Below are 23,392 nucleotides of genomic sequence, written 5' to 3'. Positions count from 1 at the left end.
AATGCAGCCACATGACACATTTACCGGCTCATACCAGCCCGGTGACGTGGAATTTCTGCTAAAGCCGGTTGTCATTGAGATGACGCCGGTTGAGCAAAAAGAAGAGCTGATTCAGTCAGGGAAGAAACATTATTCGGACATGCTCAGTCAGGAGCCAGCGCCAACACAATGGCATCTTGATTTGTTTCACCGGGCGCTGGATCGGGGCGCAGAGAGACTTGCAAAAGAAGTCACACAGCTCGCTATTGCTCTGGCCAAACGCTTTGGTGATGAGCCCATTGTACTGGCCAGTCTTGTCAGGGCTGGCGTGCCGCTCGGCGTTATGCTGCACCAGGCCCTGCGTGACATGGGGAAAACCTCATGGCATTACGGTATCAGCATTATCCGGGATCGTGGAATTGACGGTGCAGCCCTCGACGTCATTGAAGAGCGGCATGGTACCAGCGGTATTGTCTTTGTTGACGGATGGACAGGTAAAGGCGCAATTACCGGAGAGCTTGTACGCGCACTGAAAGATCGCCCGGGCTATCCTGAGCAGCCGCGACTGGTTGTCCTGGCCGATCCCTGTGGCTGCTCCTGGCTTGCAGCCAGTGATGATGACTGGCTCATTCCTTTTGGCATCATGGGTGCGCCGGTGTCAGGCCTGATCTCCCGGTCAGTGTGGTCCTCTGAAGGATTACACGGGTGCATGGTTTGCGAGCATCTCAGTGAATTCGAATGCAGCCGGATGCTTGTCGATACCGTCGCTCATTTCCGTAAGAAGTTAACCCCGTCATCCCTCGCTCCCCTGAGCTGGAATACGGAGTCAGCCCGGGTCTTATGGCAGACAAGTCGCGACGTTATCGCGTTCCTGGCCGATGAATTTAAAGTGGACAGCGTCAATCGTATAAAACCCGGTATTGCTGAAGCAACCCGGGCTGTATTACGTCGGGTACCGGACCATGTATTTGTGCGTTCTATTGACGACCCGGACGTTGCCTTGCTTGTAGGGCTTGCTCGTGAAAAGGGAATAGTTGTTACAGAAATGGGGGGAACCCTCGGCCAGTATCGGGCTGTAACCATTATCAAGAAGGTACTTTGATGAAAAATCGTCTTTCTCCCTGGAATCTGGGAGCCACGCTATACATGCCTGCAACACGGGAAGATATTGCTGATGCCGTCCTGCACGGGAAAATCCCGGGTTTGCGCTCTCTGGTGATTTGCCTGGAGGATGCTGTCAGTGAAGCAGACATCCCCGTCGCCCTCAAAAATCTGGAGCACCTGCTGCACGAGCTCAGTAACAGCATGCATAGCCTGGGTAAAAATGACTGGCCTCTGGTGTTCATTCGCCCCCGGCATGCCGAAATGGGCAGATGGTTAAAAGCGCATTATGATCTTTCCGCTGTCGACGGGTTTGTGTTGCCGAAATTTACCCTCAGTTCGTTAGCTGAATGGTGGGATATCATGGGCGGGACTCACCTGTGCATGATGCCAACGCTGGAAACAGAAGACGTCTTTGACGTGGTTCAGATGCGGGAGCTGGCCACCCGTCTGGTGGAACATCCCTGCCACGACCGCATTATTGCGCTTCGAATCGGCGGCAACGATCTTATGAACGTTGTGTCGCTTCGCCGTCCCCGGGACCTGACGCTGTATGACAGCCCGATGGGCTACGTCATCAAAATGCTCGTTTCGGTCTTCGGCCCGCGTGATTTTGCCCTGACCGCGCCCGTATGTGAGCATATTGACGATCATGCCGTAATGGCCAGAGAGCTGGCTCTTGATATGGCACATGGGCTTGTTGGGAAAACGGCCATTCACCCGGGTCAGATAGAGGTCATTCAAAACGCGCTGATGGTCACTCAGGGTGAGCATTCTGACGCTCTGCGGATCCTGAACTCTACCCAGGCCGTGTTTAAGTCGCAGGGAGCAATGTGTGAACCCGCCACACATCGCCGCTGGGCGGCTGGCATTCTGGACAGAGCTCGTTTTTATGGGTTACAGAACGAGCAAAGCGCTGATGGAATCAGATTACTTACCGTGACCCAGCATCATTAAGGAAATCATAATGGGGTTCAGATTCAGAAAGTCGATCAACATTATTCCTGGTGTTCGCCTCAACCTGAGTAACGGTGCACCGAGCCTGAGTGTCGGGCCGAGAGGTGCTTCCGTTTCTTTTGGAAGCCGGGGGACCTATGCCAATCTGGGCTTGCCCGGTACCGGGCTGAGTTACCGTACCCGGCTTGATCGGGCCGCGCGTTCCGGAGGTGGGAACCGGACGGCTACCGACCCGGGGCTCAGACAGGCGCTTGAGGAGGAAGCCGCTGATCTCATGTCAGCGGTGACCGCAATCCGTAATATTCACGAGCTGACGCCGGATCCTAAAACAGGCATCAGCTGGGCAGAGCTGGAAGCAGTATACCTGCATAACAGAACGTCGCCTTTTCAGGTTCCGGCACCGGTGCGTCCAGAAAAGCCAGACTATCTTGCATTGCCGGAAAAGCCTGCCGAGAGCGAAGGCATTAGTTTTCTGGGTAAATGGTTTGAATCGGAATCAGCTAAAGCTGAGCGCCACGCCGAAAATCTTCGCCGGTGGCAGCAGGAGCTGATTGATGTGGAGCGTGAGAATACCCTTCGACAGCACCGGTACCAGCAACAACGGACGGCCTGGGCCGAACAGTATGCAAACTGGAAGTTTGAGGCTGAAGAACATGAAAAACGGCTCGCCACGGCTCAGGCAGATGCCCGGCAGCAGTTCCGGACAGACGCCGCGTTTTTCGAATCATACCTGGCGGGTGTGCTGGCAGAAACTGAATGGCCGCGTGAAACGCTTGTTGCATTTGAAGTAAAGCCGGAGCTATCAGCAGTCCTGCTGGATGTTGATTTAGCTGAGATTGAAGATTTCCCTGATAAGATTTACGGCGTTAATGCCCGGGGCACGGAGCTGACGGAAAAAGCCATGACGCAAAAAGCCGTACGCGAAAACTATGCCCGCCACGTCCATGGCTGCTTGTTCCGCCTGGTCGGTATCGTTTTACATACGCTACCGTTCGACAACGTGATTGTGTCAGGCTTTACGCAACGGGTCAGTAAGCGGACCGGCTATCTGGAGGATGAGTATATCCTGTCCTGCAAATGCAGTCGCAGCCAGATGTCGTCAGTAAATTTTGCAGGCTTAGAACACATTGATCCGGTTGAAGCGTTAGGCGATCACCCGGTTATTCGAAAGATGAGCAGTACCTTCATTTTTCAGCCTATTGAACCACTAACCCTTTAAGCAGGCTAAATCTTACGATGCAATTAAATACCAGACAGGCCCGGATTTTTAAGCTTGCCAACTTACTGGGCACCGGCAAGCCCGTTTCCGCTGCCGACATTATAACCAGTCTGGAATGCTCAGAGCCGACATTAACCCGGGCACTCAAAGAGCTACGCGAGTCATATTCTGCGGAGATCAAATACAGCAAGGCAGGTCATTCCTACCATCTCGTTAATCCGGGCCAGCTGGATAAAAAGACCCTTCGCCGGATGAATGAAGCGCTCGCACAGAATGCTGAACTGAAAACCGGTGAGTCCACAGGGAAGGTCGTACTCGATAAGGATAAAAAAACAGCCGTGTCATTATCGCTACGCATGCGGATTTTAAGAAAAATTGACCGTCTGGCTGCGCTGAGTGGCTCGACCCGAAGTGAAGCGGTAGAGAAGCTGGCTCTGCACTCCGTTGATGAACTGATAAAAGAATACAGCGCTAAAAAGTCCTGACGCTAAATCTCAGACCGGGGTGAAAACCCCGGTTTTGTCATATTTCACCTCTGTATCTGCGTGACGGAGTTTTGATCTATTCTCCTCCCGCAATGTCAGCAGCGCCTTTCTGCCTACAAAACCTGGTGTCTTGACATCCTCTTGTGCTACACATCAATCTTTGGGCGATTTACACTCCATTCATGCAGATCTGTGATGTATGATGATTTTCATACATAAGAAAGTTTATTTTTGCCGGAGTTTTTTTCAGAAATTTATATTCCAGTACGGTCTGAATTTTTTTCTCTGATAAGAGGCCATTCACATGTCGGTAATTCAATGGTGGTTAACTTATTTCTTTAATGCCGCTTCTGAGTATTTAATCTCCACCCGACAGATGTCGTGCCGTTTTATCAAATCTACAAACTCTGGCCTCTTCCTGAAACTACTCTCCTCTTCCGATCTCTTAAGAAGGAATTACATTTGAGACGCTTACCCGTATATCTGCTACTCGACACGTCCGGCTCTATGCACGGAGAGCCTATCGAAGCGGTTAAGAATGGCGTTCAGACGCTGCTTACCACGCTGAAACAGGATCCGTATGCACTCGAAACGGCTTACGTGTCAGTGATCACCTTTGATTCTTCAGCCCGACAGGCAGTCCCCCTGACAGACCTCCTGAGTTTCCAGATGCCAGCACTAACAGCCAGCGGCACCACCTCTCTTGGCGAAGCGCTTACCCTGACGGCCAGCTCCATTGCCAAAGAAGTACAGAAAACGACGGCTGACACTAAAGGTGACTGGCGTCCCCTTGTATTCCTGATGACGGATGGAAGTCCGAATGATGACTGGCGTAAAGGCCTGAATGACTTTAAAGCGGCCAGAACCGGCGTTGTTGTGGCATGTGCAGCCGGGCATGATGCCGATACCAGCGTCCTCAAAGAAATCACTGAAATCGTGGTTCAGCTCGATACAGCTGACAGTTCGACGATTAAAGCTTTCTTTAAATGGGTCAGTGCGAGCATTTCGGTAGGCAGTCAGAAAGTGGAGTCCAGCAAAAAAGAAGTGATCGGTCTTGAAGACCTGCCACCGCCGCCGCCAGAAGTAAACGTGGTCTTATAATTTTATTAATTAAGGGGATGTCATGTCTGTCAGTCTGAGCAAAGGCCAGGGCGTAAGCCTGAAAAAAAATGAATACGATCTCTCGTCCGTTACTATCGGCCTGGGTTGGGATATTAATGAGGAAAAGAAAGGTTTCCTCGGCGGGATCTTTGGTAAAAAAGAAGAAGAATACGACCTTGATGTGATCGCTTTCCTGTGTAATTCAGCCGGAAAGGTGACCGATCTCGGCAATGTGGAAAATGGTAAACCAACGCTTGTGAATGGCGATATCATCTTTTTCAACAGCCTTCGCCATAAGTCAGGAAATATCTGGCTGACGGGCGATAACCGAACCGGAGCCGGTGATGGTGACGATGAGCAAATTATTGTGCGCCTGAATTCCCTTGACGCTCAGTACGAGAAAATTGTGTTCATCGTTCAGATCTACAATGGTGAAAAGCTCCAGCAGCACTTTGGTAAAGTTCAGAATGCCTTCATCCGGGCAGTAGATGCCCGTAATATTGAAATGGCACGATTCGATCTTTCTGGCGGACCCGCCTTCGCCAGCCAGCGCTCCATGGTTTTTGCCGAGCTGATACGCGAGGCTACAGGCTGGAAACTCAGGGCAATTGGTGAGCCTTCAGAATCAGATTCGTTTGTCTCGCACCTGAGGAATTACATGTGATGCGCCGCCTGCCTGTTTACCTTGTTATCGACACATCCGGCTCGATGCGCGGTGAGTCCATCCATTCCGTTAACGTTGGAATTCAGGCGATGCTTAGCGCTCTTCGCCAGGATCCCTACGCCCTCGAAAGCGTTCATATCTCCATTATCACCTATGACAATGAGGCGCGTGAGTTCATTCCTCTCACGCCGCTGGAAGACTTCCAGTTTTCTGACATCGTTGTGCCAAGCGCAGGCGGGACGTTCACCGGTGCTGCCCTTGAATGTCTGATGCAGTGTGTTGAACGGGATGTACGTCGCTCAGATGGTGATACAAAAGGAGACTGGCGTCCTCTGGTATTCCTGATGACTGATGGAACCCCTTCTGATGCCCTGGCGTACGGTGAAGCGGTAAAAGCGATTCGCGGCCGGGGATTCGGATCCATCATTGCCTGCGCCGTTGGTCCTAAAGCAGGCCATGAGCACTTAAAACAGCTTACCGATAAGGTTGTGTCTCTGGAGACGCTAGATTCAACCGCGTTTGCAGGTTTCTTTAAATGGGTATCGGCCAGCGTGTCTTCCGGCAGCACAAGCGCGGGGATCAATAACGGAACTGATACCCTTCCCCCTCCTCCACCAGAAATCCAGCTGGTGCTCTGACAGACAGAAAGGTGCTGCTTTCCGGGCAGCACCTTTCTGTACAGCAACGTTTTCTGCTGGCCGTACCAGCCGTACGAGGAAAATTATGAGACGCCTTCCCGTGTTTTTTGTCCTGGACTGTTCAGAGTCCATGATTGGTGAAAACCTGAAAAAAATGACTGATGGTCTGCAAATGATCATCGGAGATTTAAGAAAGGATCCACACGCACTTGAAACAGCCTGGGTTTCGGTAATCGCATTTGCCGGTGTAGCCCGTACGATTGTACCTCTTCACGAAATTGCCTCGTTCTACCCTCCCCGCCTTCCCGTTGGCGGCGGTACGAGCCTTGGGGCCGCATTGCGTGAGCTGACCGTACAAATTGATACCCAGGTCAGAAAAACCACTCATGAGGCTAAAGGCGACTGGAAACCCGTCGTGTATCTCCTTACCGACGGACGTCCGACTGACGACACAACCGCAGAAGTGAAGCGCTGGAAGGATCACTACGCGAGTAAAGTGAATCTCATTGCCGTTGGCCTGGGGCCGTCAGCGGACCTGAATACCCTGCGGCAACTGACAGAGAATGTCATGCTGTTCACCGAGTCTCAGGAAGGGGACTTTACCCGCTTCATCAAATGGATCACAGCCTCGGTTACGGCGCACAGCCGCAGCGTCGGAGACGACAAACAACCTGAGCTCAGCCAGACTGAATACATAGTCCGGCTGGCCAAGGACGAGCCAGTAAAAGCGTACGACGAAAACTGCGTTACGCTTACCGGCCGTTGCAGCAAGACCCGTCGTCCGTATCTGATGAAGTATGAACGGCCACCAGCAAGGATTTCCGGGCTCGATTTCAGCCTGAACCTGAACAGCTTTAATATTGCCGGATGCTATCCCATCGATGAAGACTATTTTGCATGGTCAGATGCCACCGCTACCGGTTTGCAGGTAAACACCAGCGAACTGCATGGCGTACCGGGTTGCCCTCACTGCGGTAATGCCAGTGCGTTTGCCCTGTGCTCATGCGGAAAATTGCTGTGCATTGACGGCCCGGATGACGTGATCTGCCCGTGGTGTGAAACAGGTCTGTCATTCAGCAATGATGGCGGAAACACTAACTTCGACGTAAACAGAGGGAGAGGTTGATGTCGCAAAATGTTTTACTTGAAGAGAAGATTATCCGCTTAGTGCTGTCTGAGCTGGGCCACCCTGTAGAAGGTGAGCGGCTTTTTCTTCTATCGCACGACCCTTCCCTTACTGAAGAGATTATGCGGCTTAAAGAGCGGATTGAGAGCCTTGCACAGGGTTTATCTGCGCGGGTTAGCGAAGGTTATAACGACGCAGAGATCGCCCCCTCGTCAGCATCCAGCCTTTCCGATCAGCAACAAACGGTCGTAAGTGATGCTGATAACCCGGGCATTGACGCTACCGATACACCATTACTGCAACCCCTGCCAGAAAATGAACCTCATCCTCCGTTCTGGAAGCTGATGCCTTATTACGAATTTGATAAACCAGCACAGAGGGAAGACGAAAACCTGTCTTCCCTGGTATTAAAACCCGGGCAGATACCGACAGGCCAGCAGCGGGCCGGATTAGCTGTGCCACCTGCCGTTCCCCCGAGAGCTAAAATAGTTATTCCCAACGCCCGCGCAGGCGAACGTTTCTCTTCGCCGGTTGCTATAGTTCTGGATGAGGGCCAGCAGGCTACTGTCAGGGACGTTGTCTTTCCCAGGAACATTGGCCTGACCTTTGACAAAGAGCATAAGTTGCTGACAGGTACACCCACCGAAAGCGGCGATATAGAGCTTTCAGTACTCTGGTCATGCGCTTCGCACGACGAATGCGAAACAAAACAGCTTTTTATAGTCAATCCCGATCCGAGAAGCCTGTGGAAGGTGGTAGAGCCACCAGCAGACGCTTCCTACCCTAAGTCCCATCTGGACGCTGCTGGCCTGGTCAGGGGTGACATACGTATTGCTGCCGCCAGTCGCCGGGGACGATCTCATGAGCATGCCGGGAGCTTCAGAGATGACGACTTCTATATCAACCACTGCCAGGAAACAGGATGGTCTGTCATGCTGGTCGCAGACGGGGCCGGTAGTGCGGTAAATTCCCGGGAAGGCTCCCGGATTGCAGTCCAAACGGCTGGCGATTACCTTTTCAATCAGCTCAGTGGTTTGAAAGGCGTCCATCTAAAGCAGCACATCACGGCGTGGGAAGGGAGCGATCAGCAGGCAACCATAAACGCCATGCTTCATCATTTTAAACAGGCAGCTACGCTCGCGGTCAACAGTATCCAGAACGAAGCCATTTGTGCAGAACAACCTGTGAAATCCTATTCAACAACCCTACTGGCAACTGTAGCGCTACGAACTGATAACGAGCTGTTTGCGGCTGCATTCTGGCTTGGTGATGGTGCGATAGGTGCATACAGCCCTTCCGGTAAAGTCAGGATACTGGGAAATCCCGATAGCGGAGAATACGCAGGACAAACCCGCTTTCTTGACCAGAGCATTATCGCAGACCCCTCGTTTAGCGGCCGCATCAGCGTGGGTAAATGGAATGATGTATCTCACTTGATCCTCATGACAGATGGCGTATCAGACCCTCTGTTTGAGACAGATAACGGGCTTCGCAGTGACGAAAAATGGACCCGTCTCCTTGATGAGCTCATCCCTGTCCTTACAGACGCCAGTATTGCGCCTGAGAGGTTAGGCGACTGGCTTAACTTTTTCTCCACAGGGAACCACGATGACCGCACTATTGCGGTGTTGTGGTAAGGGATACGCTTCTTCGGTGATCAATATGGCAAATATTGTTACGTGCAAAACAAAGGACGGCGAAACAGTCCAGTATGTTGACGAGGTAATTGGTTCGGGCTCGATGAAGGATGTTTACTTCTCGCCTGATAAATCATACGTCGTCGCTTTTTATCATAAACCGCAGAACGAGCAGGCCCGGGATCGGATTGATATGATCACCGGACGCTACAGGCAAAACATTTTTGGCCAGTCCGGAGGTGAATACTGGAAGGACCTGTTTTGCTGGCCGACCCACGTTGTTGAGCATGGGGATAAAATCGGCATCGTGGTTCCAACCTACAAAAGCTACTTTTTCTTTAAATACGGCTCTAAAAACGATGATTTTCTTGGCATAAAAGGCCGTGAAAAGGAAGGCAAATGGTTTGCCAGCGCCAGCAACCAGAATAAATTTCTCGACCCACGTGAACGAGGCAATACGCTTACCTATCTCAAGGTCTGTCTGCTGCTAACAAGAGCCGTCAGAAGGATGCATGCGGCAGGTCTCTGTCACAGCGATCTAAGCTATAAAAACGTGCTTATCGATCCAGAAATGGGACATGCCTGCATCATTGACGTAGACGGCCTGGTTGTCCCTGGAAAGTATCCTCCCGACGTCGTGGGCACCCCGGATTTTATCGCTCCGGAAGTGGTGAAAACCAGCCATCTTTCCAAAGAGGATCCGAACCGCGTATTGCCAAGCATTTCTACTGACCGTCATGCGCTGTCGGTGCTTATCTACATGTATCTGTTCTTCCGTCATCCGCTACGTGGCGGAAAAATACATGACATGTCGGATGAAGTACGTGATGAGACCTTATCTATGGGTGAGAAGGCACTCTTCATTGAACATCCGACAGACAAAAGCAATGCAGTCAAAGTCAGTCAGCTATCCTCCTTTTCACTGCCCTGGGCTGACCCGGAGAAAATTCCTTACACCATCATGGGCCCTTATTTGACGCCTTTGTTTGAACGCGCCTTTATTGATGGCTTACACGATGCCAATAAACGCCCGACCGCCGATGAGTGGGAAAGTGCCCTGGTTAAAACAGTCGATCTGATACAGCCCTGCCAGAACAAGGCGTGTGAACAGAAATGGTACGTTTTCTCAGGTAAGACAAAGCCGGTTTGTCCCTACTGCGGTACGCCATACAAGGGTAAATTACCGGTTCTAAATTTATATTCATCCCGAAAGGAAGGCAGTTATCGTCCTGACGACCACCGGTTGATGGTGTGGAGCGGGCAGTCAATCTATGCGTGGCATGTGAATCGCCTCATTGCGCCAAATGAGCGCACAACCGATGCACAAAGGAAACGAGTTGGGTATTTTGTTTTCCATAACGATCAGTGGTGGTTAGTAAATGAAGGCATAAATGGGCTTATGTCATTACCGGATAAACGACAGATTGCCATTGGGGAAAAAATTGAACTGACGAATAACGCTCAGTTTGTTCTGTCAAAGGAGGAAGGCGGCAGGCTGGTCGTCGTTCAGTTAGTTGAAAACTAACGGACGCCCATTACGACTAAAACGTTCTGGCAGCATACTGAACCTGTTTAATGAATCACTATATTAAGCAGTGTCAAATTTAAGCTGCCAGAAAAAACTGACTGTCTGTGCCGGATATGCGGTACACCGCCTGCGGCAAGGGTTTAATGCGCAAAGCCCAAGTTATTTATAAAAGTGAATAATTTTGTGACTCTACCCTGCCGCTCTTCTTTCCAGTGTCATGGTTTTTAACATCTGAAATACTGACATTGTTAAGCCGGTGATTGTAAAAGGCGATGCGGACAATCTCATGAAGATATTCAAGTTCGTTTTGTGTCAAGGACTGGCCTTCCTGGGTTTTTGAAATCATTTCCTGCCAGCAGATCAGTCTTTCGTAACTGACATGTTCGCTGTTTTCCAGGCAGTGCAACCTGAAATAGCGAAGGAACAAAGGAAATTCATCGGTCTGAGCGATGTCATAAGCCCGAACCGTTAACCGACACAGACATACAATCGTATCCTGCTGTAACCTGACTAGCGCGTTATGACTGCCCGGAAGGATATCAGGCAATTTCATCTTACAGTCAGCAAGGCGCTGAAGAAGAGGCCCTTCCTCTGAAGGCTCCCGTCCCCGATACTCCTGAAGAGGTTCAGATTCAAGTTCATGCATTAATGGATGATATAGCCATTCCCGGGAACTGGTCTCATCAATGATCAGGCTTTCAATGCACTCACTGTATGTTGTTTTACGTCGCCCGAGCTGCACCTGACTGATTTCATATTCAATATCAGGAAGATCGATACGCAATGCGGCAACTCTTTCGGAAGGATGAAGATGGTCAAAGGTTAACTTCTCTGAAATGCTGCGATCCCTGTCCAGAAAGACGGCCACACATAAATCATTAACCTTTACGAACAGATCAGCTGTGCCTCCGAACATACTGCCGCTTCCACTAACCTCATTCAGTGAAACCGGCCCACCATCGTCGCCAGCGAGAAGATTTGGGAAACCAAGAACCTGGTGCTCGTTGATGACTTCAATAATCTTTCCCCGGATGGCTTCCATCAGACCATCACAGTCACCGGCTACAGCTGTACTGTGTGAGAAATGCCAAAGCTTGACCTCCCCCTGCTTTGCTAACAGATCAGTTTTGCAAGCGGGGCAGATGCAGTTACAGTCAATACCCCGGCTGACCTCTGTAATATCTAAAAAGAGTCCTGATTCTCGCTGGAGTCCAAATGGAATACCAAATGTATAACTCTTACGCATGGCTGCACCCCGTTTTTGATAATGATTCAAACTATATCCGAAATAACGGAGGAGGATTTCTGTAAAACGTATTAAAAGAAATGATTTTTCCGTCTTCCAGATTAATGTTTGACAAAAATCAAATGAGAGCCTTACAAATATTGAGAGAGAAGTTTAGGTAAAGTAACTTTTATCACTTCTAATAAAATGAAGGAGAATATCGGATGTATTTAGCAGTGGGCTTGGCTTATGATTAAAGTTTTTCTCCGAACTTAATAAACAACTTTAAAAGACAGGCTATTACAATGCCTTTAGCCCCGAAAGGGGCATAAACTATTTTCAAATCTAGGCACAGTCTTTTTGTTGTGCCAATATTAATAATTACTCGCGAACAAAGGTCCACACACTCGCAGGAACTTTGTCATATAACTTTTTCATTGTCAGTTCGGCTTTACGATGATCATAAGCACCAGAAATTTCAAGAGAGGCGACACCCGAGTTTTTTTCACATAACCTTTCAAATACTTTTTCGAGCGTTTCGAACGAACTACACTTACGGAATTTCATTAAATAAGACTGCTTTGTGTCAGACATAATCAACCTTCTTTAGACAGGCCTCAACTGGCCAGGGATAATCTTAATATCATTTTTCACTTAAGCCTAACGATTTCACAACCTTTTTCGTTGTTTCCACCCTGTTCATAACCAGGTACATGAGTGCTAAAATGACCTGTAATTAAAACCAGTGTATCCCGGTGAGCAGGATGAAGAATCAATCAGTGATCAGACAGTTTTCGGAAAGCGAATTGCATCAGCAGCTGGAAACGTTCGGCAACCATGATAAACAGCTTTCACGCTTGATCCGTTACTTTTCCCATCTGAGATACAACACTGCTAAAACCTATCTGCACTGGCTACGAGTATGGAACGAATGGTATCTGGCGAATGCCCGGTTGCATACAGACTGGCCAGTAAGTTCGCTCCCCGTGTCTGAGGACGCTCTGCTTGCGTTTATGGGGCATCTTGAAGGCAAATTGTCACGAAGCAGCATAAACAGCTGTCTTCAGGCCTTAAATAGTATCCATAAAAAAGGGCTTAACCTGCCCGGGATTATTACGTCTGAAGCATGGTACATGCTGGAAGCCTTAAAACAATCGGAAGCCCGGAAGCGAAAGACGACTAAACAGGCAACTCCCTTTCTTATTGGCGATCTCAAGGCTCTGATAAAGTTACGCAGTACTACAAACTCAGTTCGTAAACTTCGTGACCTGTGCCTGATCTGGACAGGCTTTGAAACACTGCTCCGTTCATCCGAAATTCGACGTATACGTCTGAAAGATCTGTCTCTGGATAGTATGACCGGTGAATTTAACCTGACGGTATACCGTACAAAAACGAACATTAGTACACTTCTTACCTACCGGCTGACACGTCAGTTAACTAACTGCCTCTTGAGATTGATGAACCTCGTGAAAATGGATCAGCACAGTCATCCGGATGAATTCCTTTTCCAGGCCGTAAATTTCCATGATACAGGCTATATGCCACCCGGCTGGAAGCTTCGGAGTAAGGGGAATGAGCTATCTGAACTTCTTAAAAGGCATAACCTACCCTATCGTGCTAAGCAAAGTCTTCTGAACGATGAAGATGAAGAAGACACTGTGGACGATGCCGGTATGCTCAGCAAAAATTCCCTTTTACGAGCATTTAAAGAGATGTGGAATGAGCTTTATCCAAATGAGACTAAAACTCGTTACTGGACAGGGCACAGCGTTCGTGTAGGCGGAGCGATACAGCTAAATATTGAAGGTTACTCGCTACCACAGATTATGGAAATGGGGAACTGGTCGAATGAAGAAATGGTTATGCGCTACATTCGTAATATTGAAGCTGGTAAAAAAGCAATGATCAAGCTTATGCGAAATGCCTTTGATGAATAGCGCCCTCACGGGCGCATAACTTTATTTTTTCTTGAACGGGTTAAGTCTGGTGAGATTAGAGAGTGCCCCTCCCGGAGGCAAAATTCCCGTTCTTTTATATTTGTACACGCCATTTAATTTCATTGTCTGGATTCCAAGATTAATAAGCGTGACAAGTTTAAGGGTATACAGAAGTGTAAATTGTGGAGCAACCTGAATAAAAACCAATAACAAGCCTGCACACATTACACGTAGCCATGCCGCGTACTCCATGCTCAGCGGACGCTTGAAATAGAATCTTTCGAGCAAATCAACTGTCTTATTACTGATCCACGCCGCCGCCACGGAGAGTAACAACACGATGCACACCATAATGCCCAGTTCCATTTTCACTCCCTTCTCTTTTAGTCTCTTTAAGTTGAGGCTTAGCCACAGTAGTTTTGTTTTTTGCTTTTTTCTTAGGTTTGGTATGATGAAACAGAAAACAATCCACCATTACCCAACCATTTTTATATCGAGCCACCAGCATCTTCTGGCTGGGGTAATGAGCATGAAACAGCATTTTCACGTCCATGGTGCCCATCAACGACTGTTTGCGCTTTAGCTCATCCTCAGCCATCTGAAATTCTTGTAAGAATTCTGAAGACAGACGCTGACGCAGGATTCTTATGGCACTGGAGTTTTCATCATTCTTTGCCAGATGCCCGAAGCGTACTAGTGCCTTGTGGGTTATCTGGATGGGTCCCAGATGAGAGCTGAGCTGTTCGTACTGCCAGAAGTAGGTCAAATCCACCTTAACCCAGCTGATGCTGTCCAGCAGAGCCTCGTTCATGATGGTTCCGGACATTGGTACCATTGTCAGCCTGGCCAGACGCATATGTATGTAGTCCGTAAGCAACCTCAGCGACTCAGGAACGTTTTTATTGAGCAGGAGATGCTGAAGCACCGGGGTTGCGGTCTGCCAACACAGATTGCGCCCGTCAGGCAGGAAAGCAAACTTTTGATCGTCAGGCGCAGAGTTCGAAGCGTTTTCCTTACGAAGCAAAAAATAATGGCCGCACAGCAGCTCTGCTCTTACCTGGTCCTCGTCAGGGTCATGTCGGGCTTTACTTAGATCAACGGTAAGCACAACGCGGTTAATCGCATCAGCGTGATATTTTTTTACCCAGACGCAGACACGATAGAGACGCTCATCGATTTTCTGGCTGGCTGTGGAAATCCATTGCATTGTTGTTCCTTAATTTTCGGGGCTGACAATGAAAATGCCCAGCTCAGCCCCCGGCACGAGTTCTGTATATTTCAGGCTCAGCTTCCGTTGGTTGGACGGGCCCTGGCTGTTTTCAGGAGCCCAGTCAGAGAGCGTTTTTAATTGAGGTATGTTGCCTGCTGCGAAAATGGGCAAGGATGCTTTTACTACTGAATAATCAGTCTCAGCATATTTATTCCCGTTTCGTTCCTGCCCTTCAGGCCTAAATGCAAAAATGTGAGCAATCGGAACAGGGAAAGAGTTAGTTCGACAAAGGCGATAAGATTCGCCCTGCTTCAGTGGGTGAAATTCAAGACGGTGTAAAGCCTTATCGATATTAGACACGACATTCAAATTGGTAGTTGCTACATTTTTTACTTCTGAGGCTCTCCTGCGCTCCAACAAACTCACAAGTTGCTCTGCTGTTTTAACTTCCTGGTTTCGGTTTAGCCGCCATGAAAAAGTAACTTTTTTAAGCTGGGACTTGATGAAAAGGACATTTCTTGTTGAGTGCATAGCGACAAGGCCCGGGAGCTTCTTGTGCACTTTATCAAAACGGACATTCTTTTTATTATCGATACGCCTCATTGCCGCAGCAAAATCATTTTTTGCTTCATTTATAGATGTGATCAAGCTTTCGAGAAGATCTGCTCTTTCTGGGACAATGATAAGACCCGGGTATTTAGTGGTCACTTTGGTGGAATCATGACTTAATGACTCTATGTCATCCACACAGATGTCAGTAAGTGCCTGAATAATTTCCTCAACCGAAGCATCGTCTTTAACACTAACCCTGATGGGTTTAACCTGCTTCAGTCGCTCTTCTGTTCGAGATACGGTGGAGACAGTCATCAGGTTTGCCATCAGCGGGGGGGTGTTCGAAAGAAAACACTTAAGCGAGTCGATACGTTCCAGAATCTGGTCACGAAAATAGGGCAAATCGTCATAACTCATACGTTTCTCCAGGCTCATGTTATTTCAAATCAATTTTGCTGCCCTGGCTGACCTTGCAGAACATAAATGTCATGTAAACCTCTAAAGAAGTCATTTTGAAACAGCTTTCACAGCATGCGATTTATGTTCGATAGGGCTCATGAACAAAGGATGATAATGGAGACGCCATGGATAGTGGATAGTCTTACCCACCTGGGTGATCCGATTGAGGCGAAAACGACCATTTATACAGTCAACTGACCAAAGCCCGGGAGAAACTAACCTCTTCCAGCGGTAAAAAGAGAAACCTGCAACACAGAGGTCATGCTCCAGGAAATGTTGAGTTTCGACGACGCGAACTTTTATCAAAAACCCCAGCATTGGCGAAAACCAGATCAACAACCATGTTGGCGGCAGGATGACTTTGTTCAGGAGATGATCTGTCATAAGCAAGGCAGATAACATCAGAAAACTGATAGTCAACCACAGGGCCATCCAACCGGCCCATACGCGGCTCTGACAGGGTTTCCATTCGAGAAGAAAAAGTTTTTTATGCATTCTGCCCCGCCTAATTTTAATGTATTGCCGAAGTATGCTGCATCATGATGGTGGTGCGGGGAAAGATTTCAAACTTCCACAATTCTGAAGCCGTGTTCCAACCATGAAAGATCCCGTCTCCACAGCGAGTGTTAAAAGCAAGAATTTCATCCCTGACCTGGTAAGCGAGCACTTCTGGCATATCAATAAATTCAGGTAAGGAAAGAAGAATCCCATGGATAACTTCTCCGGTTAACTTACTCATAACCTCTTCCTCAGACAGGGCAGCGTCCGGGAACAAACACGACGGAAGTGAAAAACAACATAGGTCAAGACCAAGAGCAGCCCTTCCTGCGTCGTAGCCTTCTTCATTAACGACAAAACGAAAGAATTTTTCAGCCTCACCCAGTAATGTTGACGGTCCTTCAGACGGAACTTCAATACCACTGAAGACTTTATCGGTCCAGTTGGTAAATGGACTGGTGAAAACCCAACAAATTAAGGATAACGCCAGCTCTTCCTTAAACATACGTTCAGTGCCGGTTGTTCTGGAAAGTTGCTTTTGAGTACTCATGTTTTACCTGTTGCATGAAATTATTGATGTTATATAAACACAACCGGCATTTTATCTAATAGGTTTGAAAACACTAAAAATCGCAAATGCTGGTACCTTTCTGTTTTAAGAGATTTTCAAGGTAAAGTGAGGCGAGATCAATTGGCTGGTTCTCTTCAAGACAGGCTCGCACAAGATCTTCAATAGAGACCGAATCAACCCCCCTTCCCTGTAAAATTTCTTTAGCAGATGCCAGCGTTTTATGAACGCTTCGACTTAGTTGTAATCTGACTTGTGTGCGGGTATCAAAAAGACAATCTTCTGTGACACTTTGTGAAACGGTTCTACTCATTGAAAAATCACTCCATTTCTGGGATCGAATGAAAATTAACAGCTATAGATGTATCAGGTTTCCCATTTTCTACGATACTCAACCACGTACGCGCTGAGATTTGTTGTTCACAGACGAGTATGTAACCTGTTCCCTGTTGATGATGTAGCTCAAGAGCTTTTAGGATAGGCCCTGAATGAGGTCCGAGAGCATCACGCGTGTGAATAAGCGTTTGCTCTGGCAATACGTTGCTAAGCATAGACAGCAGAACATTACGCTCATCCTCATTATCCGACAAAACAAGAATTATACGAAAACCCGTTTTTATACGAAATCTGATCTCTGAAACTAACTTTCTTAATCTTAATTTATATATGACCAGGCGGAATCGAGTCATCAGTAAAGAAACCACTGTGAAGATAACGATTACTGCGCCATATTTTGACCTGTAGAACCACCAGTTAAGGCCTCCAGCAACTATCAGGATTAACATTAAAATTAAACTCCCATAGAAAAAAAGTGCTGGGTAGCGAGTTGTCTTTCCTTCAATTAGTGCTGAGGCAAATATCAAAATGGATATTCCGTAAATTACCCAGTCAAAAATACTTTCTCCAATCATTCTTTAGTGAACATCCTTAAAAGTGGAAATGTAGGTTTATGGGTTTATGCATTTTCCTGATGGCCTTGACAACCAAGGATTTCACAGAAATTGTCACAGTGTGAAGCTGTAACAAAGCGCTCTCCACGTTCGAATCGCTCAACCAAATCCTTTCTTACTTCACTTCCAGGTTTCTGGAAGATGTACTCAAGCTGGAGATCCTCGGCCGTAGAAAGTAGTCGTTCTATGCTGAAATCAACATGGTAAAAGCAAAACTGATTATCAACCGGGGGAAAGTTGCTTTTGGTACTGTTCTCGTTTTTGGATTTTAGTTCATTCATGAGCTCTCCTTGGTTGAGAACAGTATACAAATCTCTTTAGGGATTTTTTTTCGTTAATAGCACTTTTTTGAGTTTAAAGAGTATGTTCATACCAGAGCATTAGAGGCTACGAAAAGGATAATGGAATTAGAAAGATAGATTTTAAGTGGTGATGTAAGGTGGGATAGGTAGAAGAGGAGTAGACGCTTGTAAGCGAGGCAAAAAAAAGGCACGGAAACCGTGCCATAAGAGTATGTGAGAAAAAATCAAAATCAGGGAAAGAATCAAGCAGCTTGTGAAACTGAATCTCCAACTGCAAGATTTAAATTTCTTAGGTTATCGAAAACTTCAGATACTAAGTCATTACGGTCGTGGATTTTAATCCGCCCACCGGTTAACTCTGAAACATAAACGGTATGGCAGAGGTCAGTAACCACTTCGCCGTATTCATCAACGACTTCCAAAGATGCAATCATCGGAATATAAGAAGCCGCAGCATAGCTCTCATAAATACTTATTATGGAGTCATTGTTGCGTCGAGAAATTACCCTACCAGAAGGTAAAGCCTCATCTTCCATATAGCAATCAGATAGGTCCTCACAGAAGTCATTTTCTTTAAGTGAAATATTAAGGGTCAATTCACTGTTGATAGAGCGTGAATAAGAATATTCACTCAGTTTATAGCAAGCCAAACTAATATCACTAAAAGTTTCATAAGCTTTATAGAGGCTCGATGTTATAGACTCAGATACAAATGTTATTAGTCCAATAAAATGAGTATCCCAGAACTGTTGCAAAGCAAAACGGGCAATCATAACCTGACCATCAACCTGCATCAGTCTGTTATATTCATCCCGGTCATAACCTTTCGACTGAGAAACATCATTAGACATGCTAAGAACTTCACTACAAACATCATCATATTCAAAACGACTAGTTGCAAAGTGTTTTCCTGAAATTTCAAGGTACTGACCAGAGACTGCGTCAAACACCTCAAGAAAGTAACAGAGTCGCGATTTTAAAGATTCTCTGTTTAAAGCTTCTATTTCATTCTCAGAGATACTATCGACATATAAATCAACAACATTCTTGAGTTCAATAGCTTTGATATTACAGGTAAAAGAAAGCTCGTCACTTTGACAATGGCAAACACTTAATACTATATCCGCCTCATCAAAATCTATGCCAAGATAACTCAGAACTGCTCGGACATAGTTTTTATCATCAGATGAATGTGTCATATACACTACCTCGAATTTGAGAGGAAGTGCCCCAGAAGGGAAGCGACTTCCCCACTGGGTTAGATAAAAATTTGGTTAAGCTAAAAGAAGATGCCAGCGACAGATTTTACATTGTCATAGACAAGTGTCTTCAGCCAACCAAAGTTACTTTTTTGGACTGAAGCAAAAGGATCATTGAGACGCGTTACGAAAATCGTCAAAAGCTTCAGTTATTAGTAATGTGCGATCAGTTACTCTGTATCGGTCATTACTTTCGAGAGATACGTAAGTTGAATGCGAAGAATCACAGACAACACGCCCTCTTTTATTGATCAATCTTACTTCCATCATCACCGGCACATTGATAATTGAAGCAACATCGGTATAGAGGGATATGAGGGCATCATTGTCACAATATAACGCCCCGTTCCCATCAAATGTATCGTTAAACTTAATATATATATCTGGCATATTTGCCGGATAATCATCAGTATTGAAATCAATGCATAACTTTAAGTCATCATTAATACGGCGATTAATCTTATGCTGCCCTACACGTACAAAGCCATGTTCAACAGCTTTGATAATCCTTAAAGTTTCATTAAGACAATCTGTAATTCTTTTCTCGACAAATGAGATAAAGTCACCAAAGTCGGAATGAAAAAACTGTTTAAGTGCAAATTTCGCAACTAACACTTTCCCATCCACCTTCATTTTATCGAGATAAAGATTTCTTATAGCATCAGTAGAAGAATTAGCTTTAGATAACTCTTCACAGTCATTAATAATCATTGAAACAATATCAATAACTTTAACTGGGCTTAAAGTATTACTATATCCGCGAATATCAAACGTAAAAAATCCGAAATTCTTAAATACTCCAAGAAAATAAATTATTTTTTGTTTCAAAAGAATAGAATCGGAGTAAGATGCGTTGTGCTTTATTAGCTCAGATATGTAGAGATCCAACATACAATTTAAATTATCGATATCTACATCGTAATCAAAGGTTACTTTGTCGAACGAAGTATCAGATAATTGAACGGTTATATCGTCAGCGGAAACATTAAGGCCTAAATTTTGATAAAGAAAGGCACTAACAAATTCCACGTGGTCAGATTCTTTAAACATTTACACTACCTCATGACTAAAAAGGAAGTGCTTCCCACCGGGAAGCAGGTTCCCGGATGGGTTAGATTAATTATAAAAGAGTTCTTCAGAAGGTACATGCATTTCTGGTTTGAACTGTTTTAAGGAGTTGTTTATAGCTTTTCGATATAACCCTGAAGAGTGTGGCTTAAACATTTGATATTCCGTAACGAGCAGAGGAGACGTAAAGCATCCTAAGTTCACTAGTGAAATACTTGATGTTTCTTCACAAACATCTAATTCAGCGTATATCCGCCTCTTCATTACCCTGCCTGCTAAATAGCGACGAACATGATTTATAAACTTGTCCGCATCTGATATAGAATTAACTATATAATCAGATGTGACTATCTGATTAGATACAGTTTCAGGTATAGCTTCGGCTATTATTTTTACGTTCATTTCATAATCAACACTATGGAAGCAAGCAAGAATTTGTGGCTTCGCGCTTTCTAAAATCTTTTCAAGAACAGAAAAAATCAGAGAGAACTCGTTTAAAATTCGCTTTTGTATAAGTCCATGTAGATGTTTTATGAAAGGAGAACCGTGTTCAACAAGGCCTAGTATAAGATCCTTAGAGGCCAAATCTGAGCGGTAATAAACGTATTCTAGATTATCCCGGTTAAATCCTTTGAAAAGCAAATCAGGCTGCTCTGAGACCAGTCGTAAATGAGTTGAAGCTATAGAAACTTCAAAACGAAAGTTCGCGAGATTTACAGGACCTGCTTTTAATGTAGCCGCTTCGGAAAAATAAATGAAAAGAGGATGCAAATCATCGTTACCACTGTAAAGATGGTCTGCACCCTTAAGATATTTCACCAAATGAGGTAGAAAAGATATTACTGGAATATCAGCCACAAATCGAATATGCCGAAATGGTTTTGAATCCAAATATATATTTTCCACTACAGCGCCAACAAAACCCATTTTAACAAGAATAGATTCAACTAACTTTTGTATAGCATTCATTTCAATACCCTCTTAATAGAGGGATTTCTCCCATAGGGAGAAATCCCTATGGGAGAAAATAATTTTAATTAATAATTATAGCGAAGCGCATGTTCTTTTTCACTAAGATGGTTTTCATATTCCGACTTACCAGAACTTAAACACTCTTTGAAAAAGACCTTTGAAAAATTCTTCAAGTCACTTCGGTTATTAATTTCTTTGTCAGACATCAACTTAGCTGAGTGTGAGGTATCAACAGGCCCCAACCACCATTCATATTTAATATAAACACAATTGGTTTGTGTATGTCCATTTAGAAATCGTTTTGCATTTCTAAGTATTTTTCTACAACCGTTAAGGTCTGAAAGTAAGATATCTGGAGCAATGAGCTCTTCCAGAATATGACCAGGTAAGCCTTTCCTAAAAAGCTCAACATCGTAACTACAATACCAGTCACGATAATTAAAAGCTTTAATAAGTCTTTCAGGTGTATCCAAAGATATCTTATTCAGGATTTTTAATGCAAAGCATACAGCATCTTTTAACAACTCGTGCACCTCAACATTGATAAATGAGAAAAACGAGCTTAATTCTTTCTCTAAGGAATTATACAACTTACCGTAAATATCCTGAGAAAAAAGATACTGCAATCTTTCTTTATTATAAGTGCAATTCGAAATTGAATAGACTTCTCCTCTTTCGATTTTGCACCCTTCCCTTAAAACTATAGGAAACCTCAAATGGTTAACAAAGAAAGAATGATTCTTTCTTTGCTTCAAAGCATCTAATTGAAATTTCGTAATTTCCTCCAGATTTGCATCTTCAAAACCTGGAAAGGGAATATCACAGAAACAAGAACTATATGCTTTTGCTGATTCATACATAAACTCCAGTGAAACATCAGCATCAAAAGACATACCAGAGAACATGCCCTGCCCATTGTCTAAAAATGTAATGTTTTTAACCTGTATTTTTTTATGTTGAACAACCAAAAAGGCATTAATGATTTTTTCGATAATTTTCATGTGATCCTCTCTCAATAAAAAAAGGGATCACTCCCATATGGGGTGTGATCCCCACATGGGTATAATTTAATTAAAAATCTGTAAGACCTAAATCTTTATTTCTACCACAAACTGTAGAAGATATAAGACGTTTTACTCGCTTTCGAGCACTTCGGCCTGACGTATCTTTCAAGTACATCGGTAATGACAATGATGAAATTTGATTACTTCGCTTATGATGGCAGACTATATAGCCCTGCCTCCACCCCGAACGCACAAACTCACGGATGCGGTTAATATATGCCGAAGCTTGAGATTTTGTACTTATCGATTCAGAACACTTTAAGTTCTGTTCGATAGAGTAAAGCTCAGCCGCCATGAATTTCACCTCATACAGCTCATCGCCATAACTTATAGTTTTCAACAGCTCTTCCTTTTCCCGAATGAAAAATACTTGCTGCATTCCAAGGATCAGGTCATAGGCCTCTCGAAAGAGGTCGATAAGCTTATTACGAACATAAATCATAAACTCCTCAAAGTGCTGAAGCCAGAAATAAGCCGCATTACTTATTTGTGAATTGTGAGAACAAACAAGCCCTTTAGCAAGCTCGACCTCTTCCTCCCGAAAAGTAAAGTTACTTTTCTTAAACCGACTTTGTTCAAAAATGCTTTGATGCATTTCTATCCATACAGAAACAAAACCGAGGGATTCAAATTCTTCGTTTAACAAATGTAAACTTTCGAAGATTTTCTGAATTTCGATCCCGATGTCATATGACAGTGGACATTCTTTTATAGAATAAACATAACCGGGTAGGAAGTGAGATAAATGCTCAGTTCGCAAATATAAACTGAATTTAAGTTCTGTCAGTGGTTGTTTCAAAGATAACTTAGATGATTCGCTTATATTTACTGGTTCAACGCCATTTCTAATCAAAATAGCTTTTACCAGGTCCGTAGCTAACTTCATACAG

At 45.4% G+C, this 23,392-nt stretch carries 26 protein-coding genes; 11 read left to right on the top strand and 15 right to left on the bottom strand.

Annotation, left to right across the window (positions count from 1 at the left end; all coding sequences use genetic code 11):
- Position 1 precedes the first annotated feature (1 nt).
- From OOJ60_RS19425 to OOJ60_RS19380, 10 genes are all read left to right on the top strand, one after another.
- Entirely contained in the window at positions 2–1,081 is a 1,080-nt protein-coding gene (locus OOJ60_RS19425) for a cysteine protease StiP family protein (protein WP_053287333.1), read from the top strand.
- The gene (locus OOJ60_RS19420; protein WP_000797366.1) at positions 1,081–2,037 is read left to right on the top strand and encodes an HpcH/HpaI aldolase/citrate lyase family protein; all 957 of its coding nucleotides are present in this window, start codon (positions 1,081–1,083) and stop codon (positions 2,035–2,037) included. The genes OOJ60_RS19425 and OOJ60_RS19420 overlap by 1 nt, the downstream gene beginning before the upstream one ends.
- Positions 2,038–2,047: 10 nt before the next feature.
- A complete protein-coding gene (locus OOJ60_RS19415; RefSeq protein WP_000506887.1) occupies positions 2,048–3,256 on the top strand; it encodes a DUF4236 domain-containing protein in 1,209 nt (402 codons plus the stop codon).
- A gap of 17 nt (positions 3,257–3,273) precedes the next feature.
- The gene (gene terW, locus OOJ60_RS19410; RefSeq protein WP_001176767.1) at positions 3,274–3,741 is read left to right on the top strand and encodes a tellurium resistance protein TerW; all 468 of its coding nucleotides are present in this window, start codon (positions 3,274–3,276) and stop codon (positions 3,739–3,741) included.
- Positions 3,742–4,203: 462 nt separating this feature from the next.
- Entirely contained in the window at positions 4,204–4,842 is a 639-nt protein-coding gene (locus tag OOJ60_RS19405) for a vWA domain-containing protein (protein ID WP_001388628.1), read from the top strand.
- Between the two features lie 22 nt (positions 4,843–4,864).
- On the top strand, positions 4,865–5,506 hold the full coding sequence (locus OOJ60_RS19400) for a TerD family protein (protein WP_000116681.1): 642 nt from the start codon (positions 4,865–4,867) through the stop codon (positions 5,504–5,506).
- A complete protein-coding gene (locus OOJ60_RS19395; protein ID WP_001253658.1) occupies positions 5,506–6,144 on the top strand; it encodes a vWA domain-containing protein in 639 nt (212 codons plus the stop codon). Before OOJ60_RS19400 ends, OOJ60_RS19395 begins: the two co-directional genes overlap by 1 nt.
- 85 nt (positions 6,145–6,229) lie before the next feature.
- A complete protein-coding gene (locus tag OOJ60_RS19390) occupies positions 6,230–7,270 on the top strand; it encodes a TerY-C metal binding domain-containing protein (RefSeq protein WP_001253653.1) in 1,041 nt (346 codons plus the stop codon).
- The gene (locus OOJ60_RS19385; RefSeq protein ID WP_000081622.1) at positions 7,270–8,907 is read left to right on the top strand and encodes a PP2C family serine/threonine-protein phosphatase; all 1,638 of its coding nucleotides are present in this window, start codon (positions 7,270–7,272) and stop codon (positions 8,905–8,907) included. The genes OOJ60_RS19390 and OOJ60_RS19385 overlap by 1 nt, the downstream gene beginning before the upstream one ends.
- Positions 8,908–8,932: 25 nt before the next feature.
- Positions 8,933–10,432, top strand: coding sequence for a helix-hairpin-helix domain-containing protein (locus OOJ60_RS19380; protein ID WP_001284313.1), 1,500 nt, complete (start codon positions 8,933–8,935; stop codon positions 10,430–10,432).
- A gap of 166 nt (positions 10,433–10,598) precedes the next feature.
- Here OOJ60_RS19380 and OOJ60_RS19375 read toward each other — a convergent pair whose 3' ends face one another.
- Both OOJ60_RS19375 and OOJ60_RS19370 read right to left on the bottom strand, forming a co-directional pair.
- Entirely contained in the window at positions 10,599–11,681 is a 1,083-nt protein-coding gene (locus tag OOJ60_RS19375; protein WP_001232449.1) for a competence protein CoiA family protein, read from the bottom strand.
- Between the two features lie 360 nt (positions 11,682–12,041).
- On the bottom strand, positions 12,042–12,254 hold the full coding sequence (locus OOJ60_RS19370; RefSeq protein ID WP_001285422.1) for an Hha/YmoA family nucleoid-associated regulatory protein: 213 nt from the start codon (positions 12,252–12,254) through the stop codon (positions 12,042–12,044).
- A gap of 170 nt (positions 12,255–12,424) precedes the next feature.
- Between OOJ60_RS19370 and OOJ60_RS19365 the strand changes: the two genes are divergently transcribed.
- On the top strand, positions 12,425–13,600 hold the full coding sequence (locus OOJ60_RS19365) for a tyrosine-type recombinase/integrase (protein ID WP_000795947.1): 1,176 nt from the start codon (positions 12,425–12,427) through the stop codon (positions 13,598–13,600).
- A gap of 21 nt (positions 13,601–13,621) precedes the next feature.
- On the opposite strand, the gene OOJ60_RS19360 is transcribed toward OOJ60_RS19365, so the two are convergent.
- The 13 genes from OOJ60_RS19360 to OOJ60_RS19300 all read right to left on the bottom strand — a co-directional run bounded on the left by OOJ60_RS19360 (position 13,622) and on the right by OOJ60_RS19300 (position 23,388).
- Positions 13,622–13,966, bottom strand: coding sequence for a hypothetical protein (locus OOJ60_RS19360; protein WP_001805195.1), 345 nt, complete (start codon positions 13,964–13,966; stop codon positions 13,622–13,624).
- On the bottom strand, positions 13,902–14,807 hold the full coding sequence (locus tag OOJ60_RS19355) for a hypothetical protein (protein WP_001198594.1): 906 nt from the start codon (positions 14,805–14,807) through the stop codon (positions 13,902–13,904). The genes OOJ60_RS19360 and OOJ60_RS19355 overlap by 65 nt, the downstream gene beginning before the upstream one ends.
- A 9-nt stretch (positions 14,808–14,816) precedes the next feature.
- Positions 14,817–15,779 (bottom strand): DNA replication terminus site-binding protein, encoded by a 963-nt coding sequence (locus tag OOJ60_RS19350; RefSeq protein ID WP_000119427.1) that lies wholly within the window; start codon positions 15,777–15,779, stop codon positions 14,817–14,819.
- Between the two features lie 90 nt (positions 15,780–15,869).
- Positions 15,870–16,316 carry a hypothetical protein gene (locus OOJ60_RS19345; protein WP_000549069.1) on the bottom strand — a complete coding sequence of 149 codons (447 nt, stop codon included), beginning with the start codon at positions 16,314–16,316 and terminating at the stop codon, positions 15,870–15,872.
- A 16-nt stretch (positions 16,317–16,332) separates the two neighbouring features.
- Positions 16,333–16,869, bottom strand: a complete 537-nt coding sequence (locus OOJ60_RS19340; RefSeq protein WP_000107168.1) for a hypothetical protein — start codon at positions 16,867–16,869, stop codon at positions 16,333–16,335.
- Between the two features lie 73 nt (positions 16,870–16,942).
- Positions 16,943–17,200 carry a hypothetical protein gene (locus OOJ60_RS19335; RefSeq protein WP_001371933.1) on the bottom strand — a complete coding sequence of 86 codons (258 nt, stop codon included), beginning with the start codon at positions 17,198–17,200 and terminating at the stop codon, positions 16,943–16,945.
- Positions 17,201–17,207: 7 nt separating this feature from the next.
- Positions 17,208–17,798 (bottom strand): hypothetical protein, encoded by a 591-nt coding sequence (locus OOJ60_RS19330; RefSeq protein WP_000578892.1) that lies wholly within the window; start codon positions 17,796–17,798, stop codon positions 17,208–17,210.
- Between the two features lie 44 nt (positions 17,799–17,842).
- Positions 17,843–18,118 (bottom strand): hypothetical protein, encoded by a 276-nt coding sequence (locus OOJ60_RS19325; protein ID WP_001004201.1) that lies wholly within the window; start codon positions 18,116–18,118, stop codon positions 17,843–17,845.
- Between the two features lie 263 nt (positions 18,119–18,381).
- A complete protein-coding gene (locus OOJ60_RS19320; protein ID WP_046788424.1) occupies positions 18,382–19,338 on the bottom strand; it encodes a hypothetical protein in 957 nt (318 codons plus the stop codon).
- 171 nt (positions 19,339–19,509) lie between these two features.
- On the bottom strand, positions 19,510–20,448 hold the full coding sequence (locus OOJ60_RS19315; protein ID WP_000472043.1) for a hypothetical protein: 939 nt from the start codon (positions 20,446–20,448) through the stop codon (positions 19,510–19,512).
- 66 nt (positions 20,449–20,514) lie between these two features.
- Positions 20,515–21,435 (bottom strand): hypothetical protein, encoded by a 921-nt coding sequence (locus OOJ60_RS19310; protein ID WP_000991699.1) that lies wholly within the window; start codon positions 21,433–21,435, stop codon positions 20,515–20,517.
- Between the two features lie 68 nt (positions 21,436–21,503).
- Positions 21,504–22,439: a hypothetical protein gene (locus OOJ60_RS19305; protein WP_000691118.1), complete on the bottom strand. Its 936-nt coding sequence runs from the start codon at positions 22,437–22,439 to the stop codon at positions 21,504–21,506.
- 70 nt (positions 22,440–22,509) lie between these two features.
- Positions 22,510–23,388 (bottom strand): hypothetical protein, encoded by an 879-nt coding sequence (locus OOJ60_RS19300; protein WP_000762004.1) that lies wholly within the window; start codon positions 23,386–23,388, stop codon positions 22,510–22,512.
- Between the last annotated feature and the right edge of the window lie 4 nt (positions 23,389–23,392).

Source organism: Citrobacter sp. R4, from assembly GCF_026719175.1.
GTDB classification, from domain to species: Bacteria; Pseudomonadota; Gammaproteobacteria; order Enterobacterales; family Enterobacteriaceae; genus Citrobacter_A; species Citrobacter_A sedlakii.
This window is presented reverse-complemented; position numbering and strand designations above follow the sequence as displayed.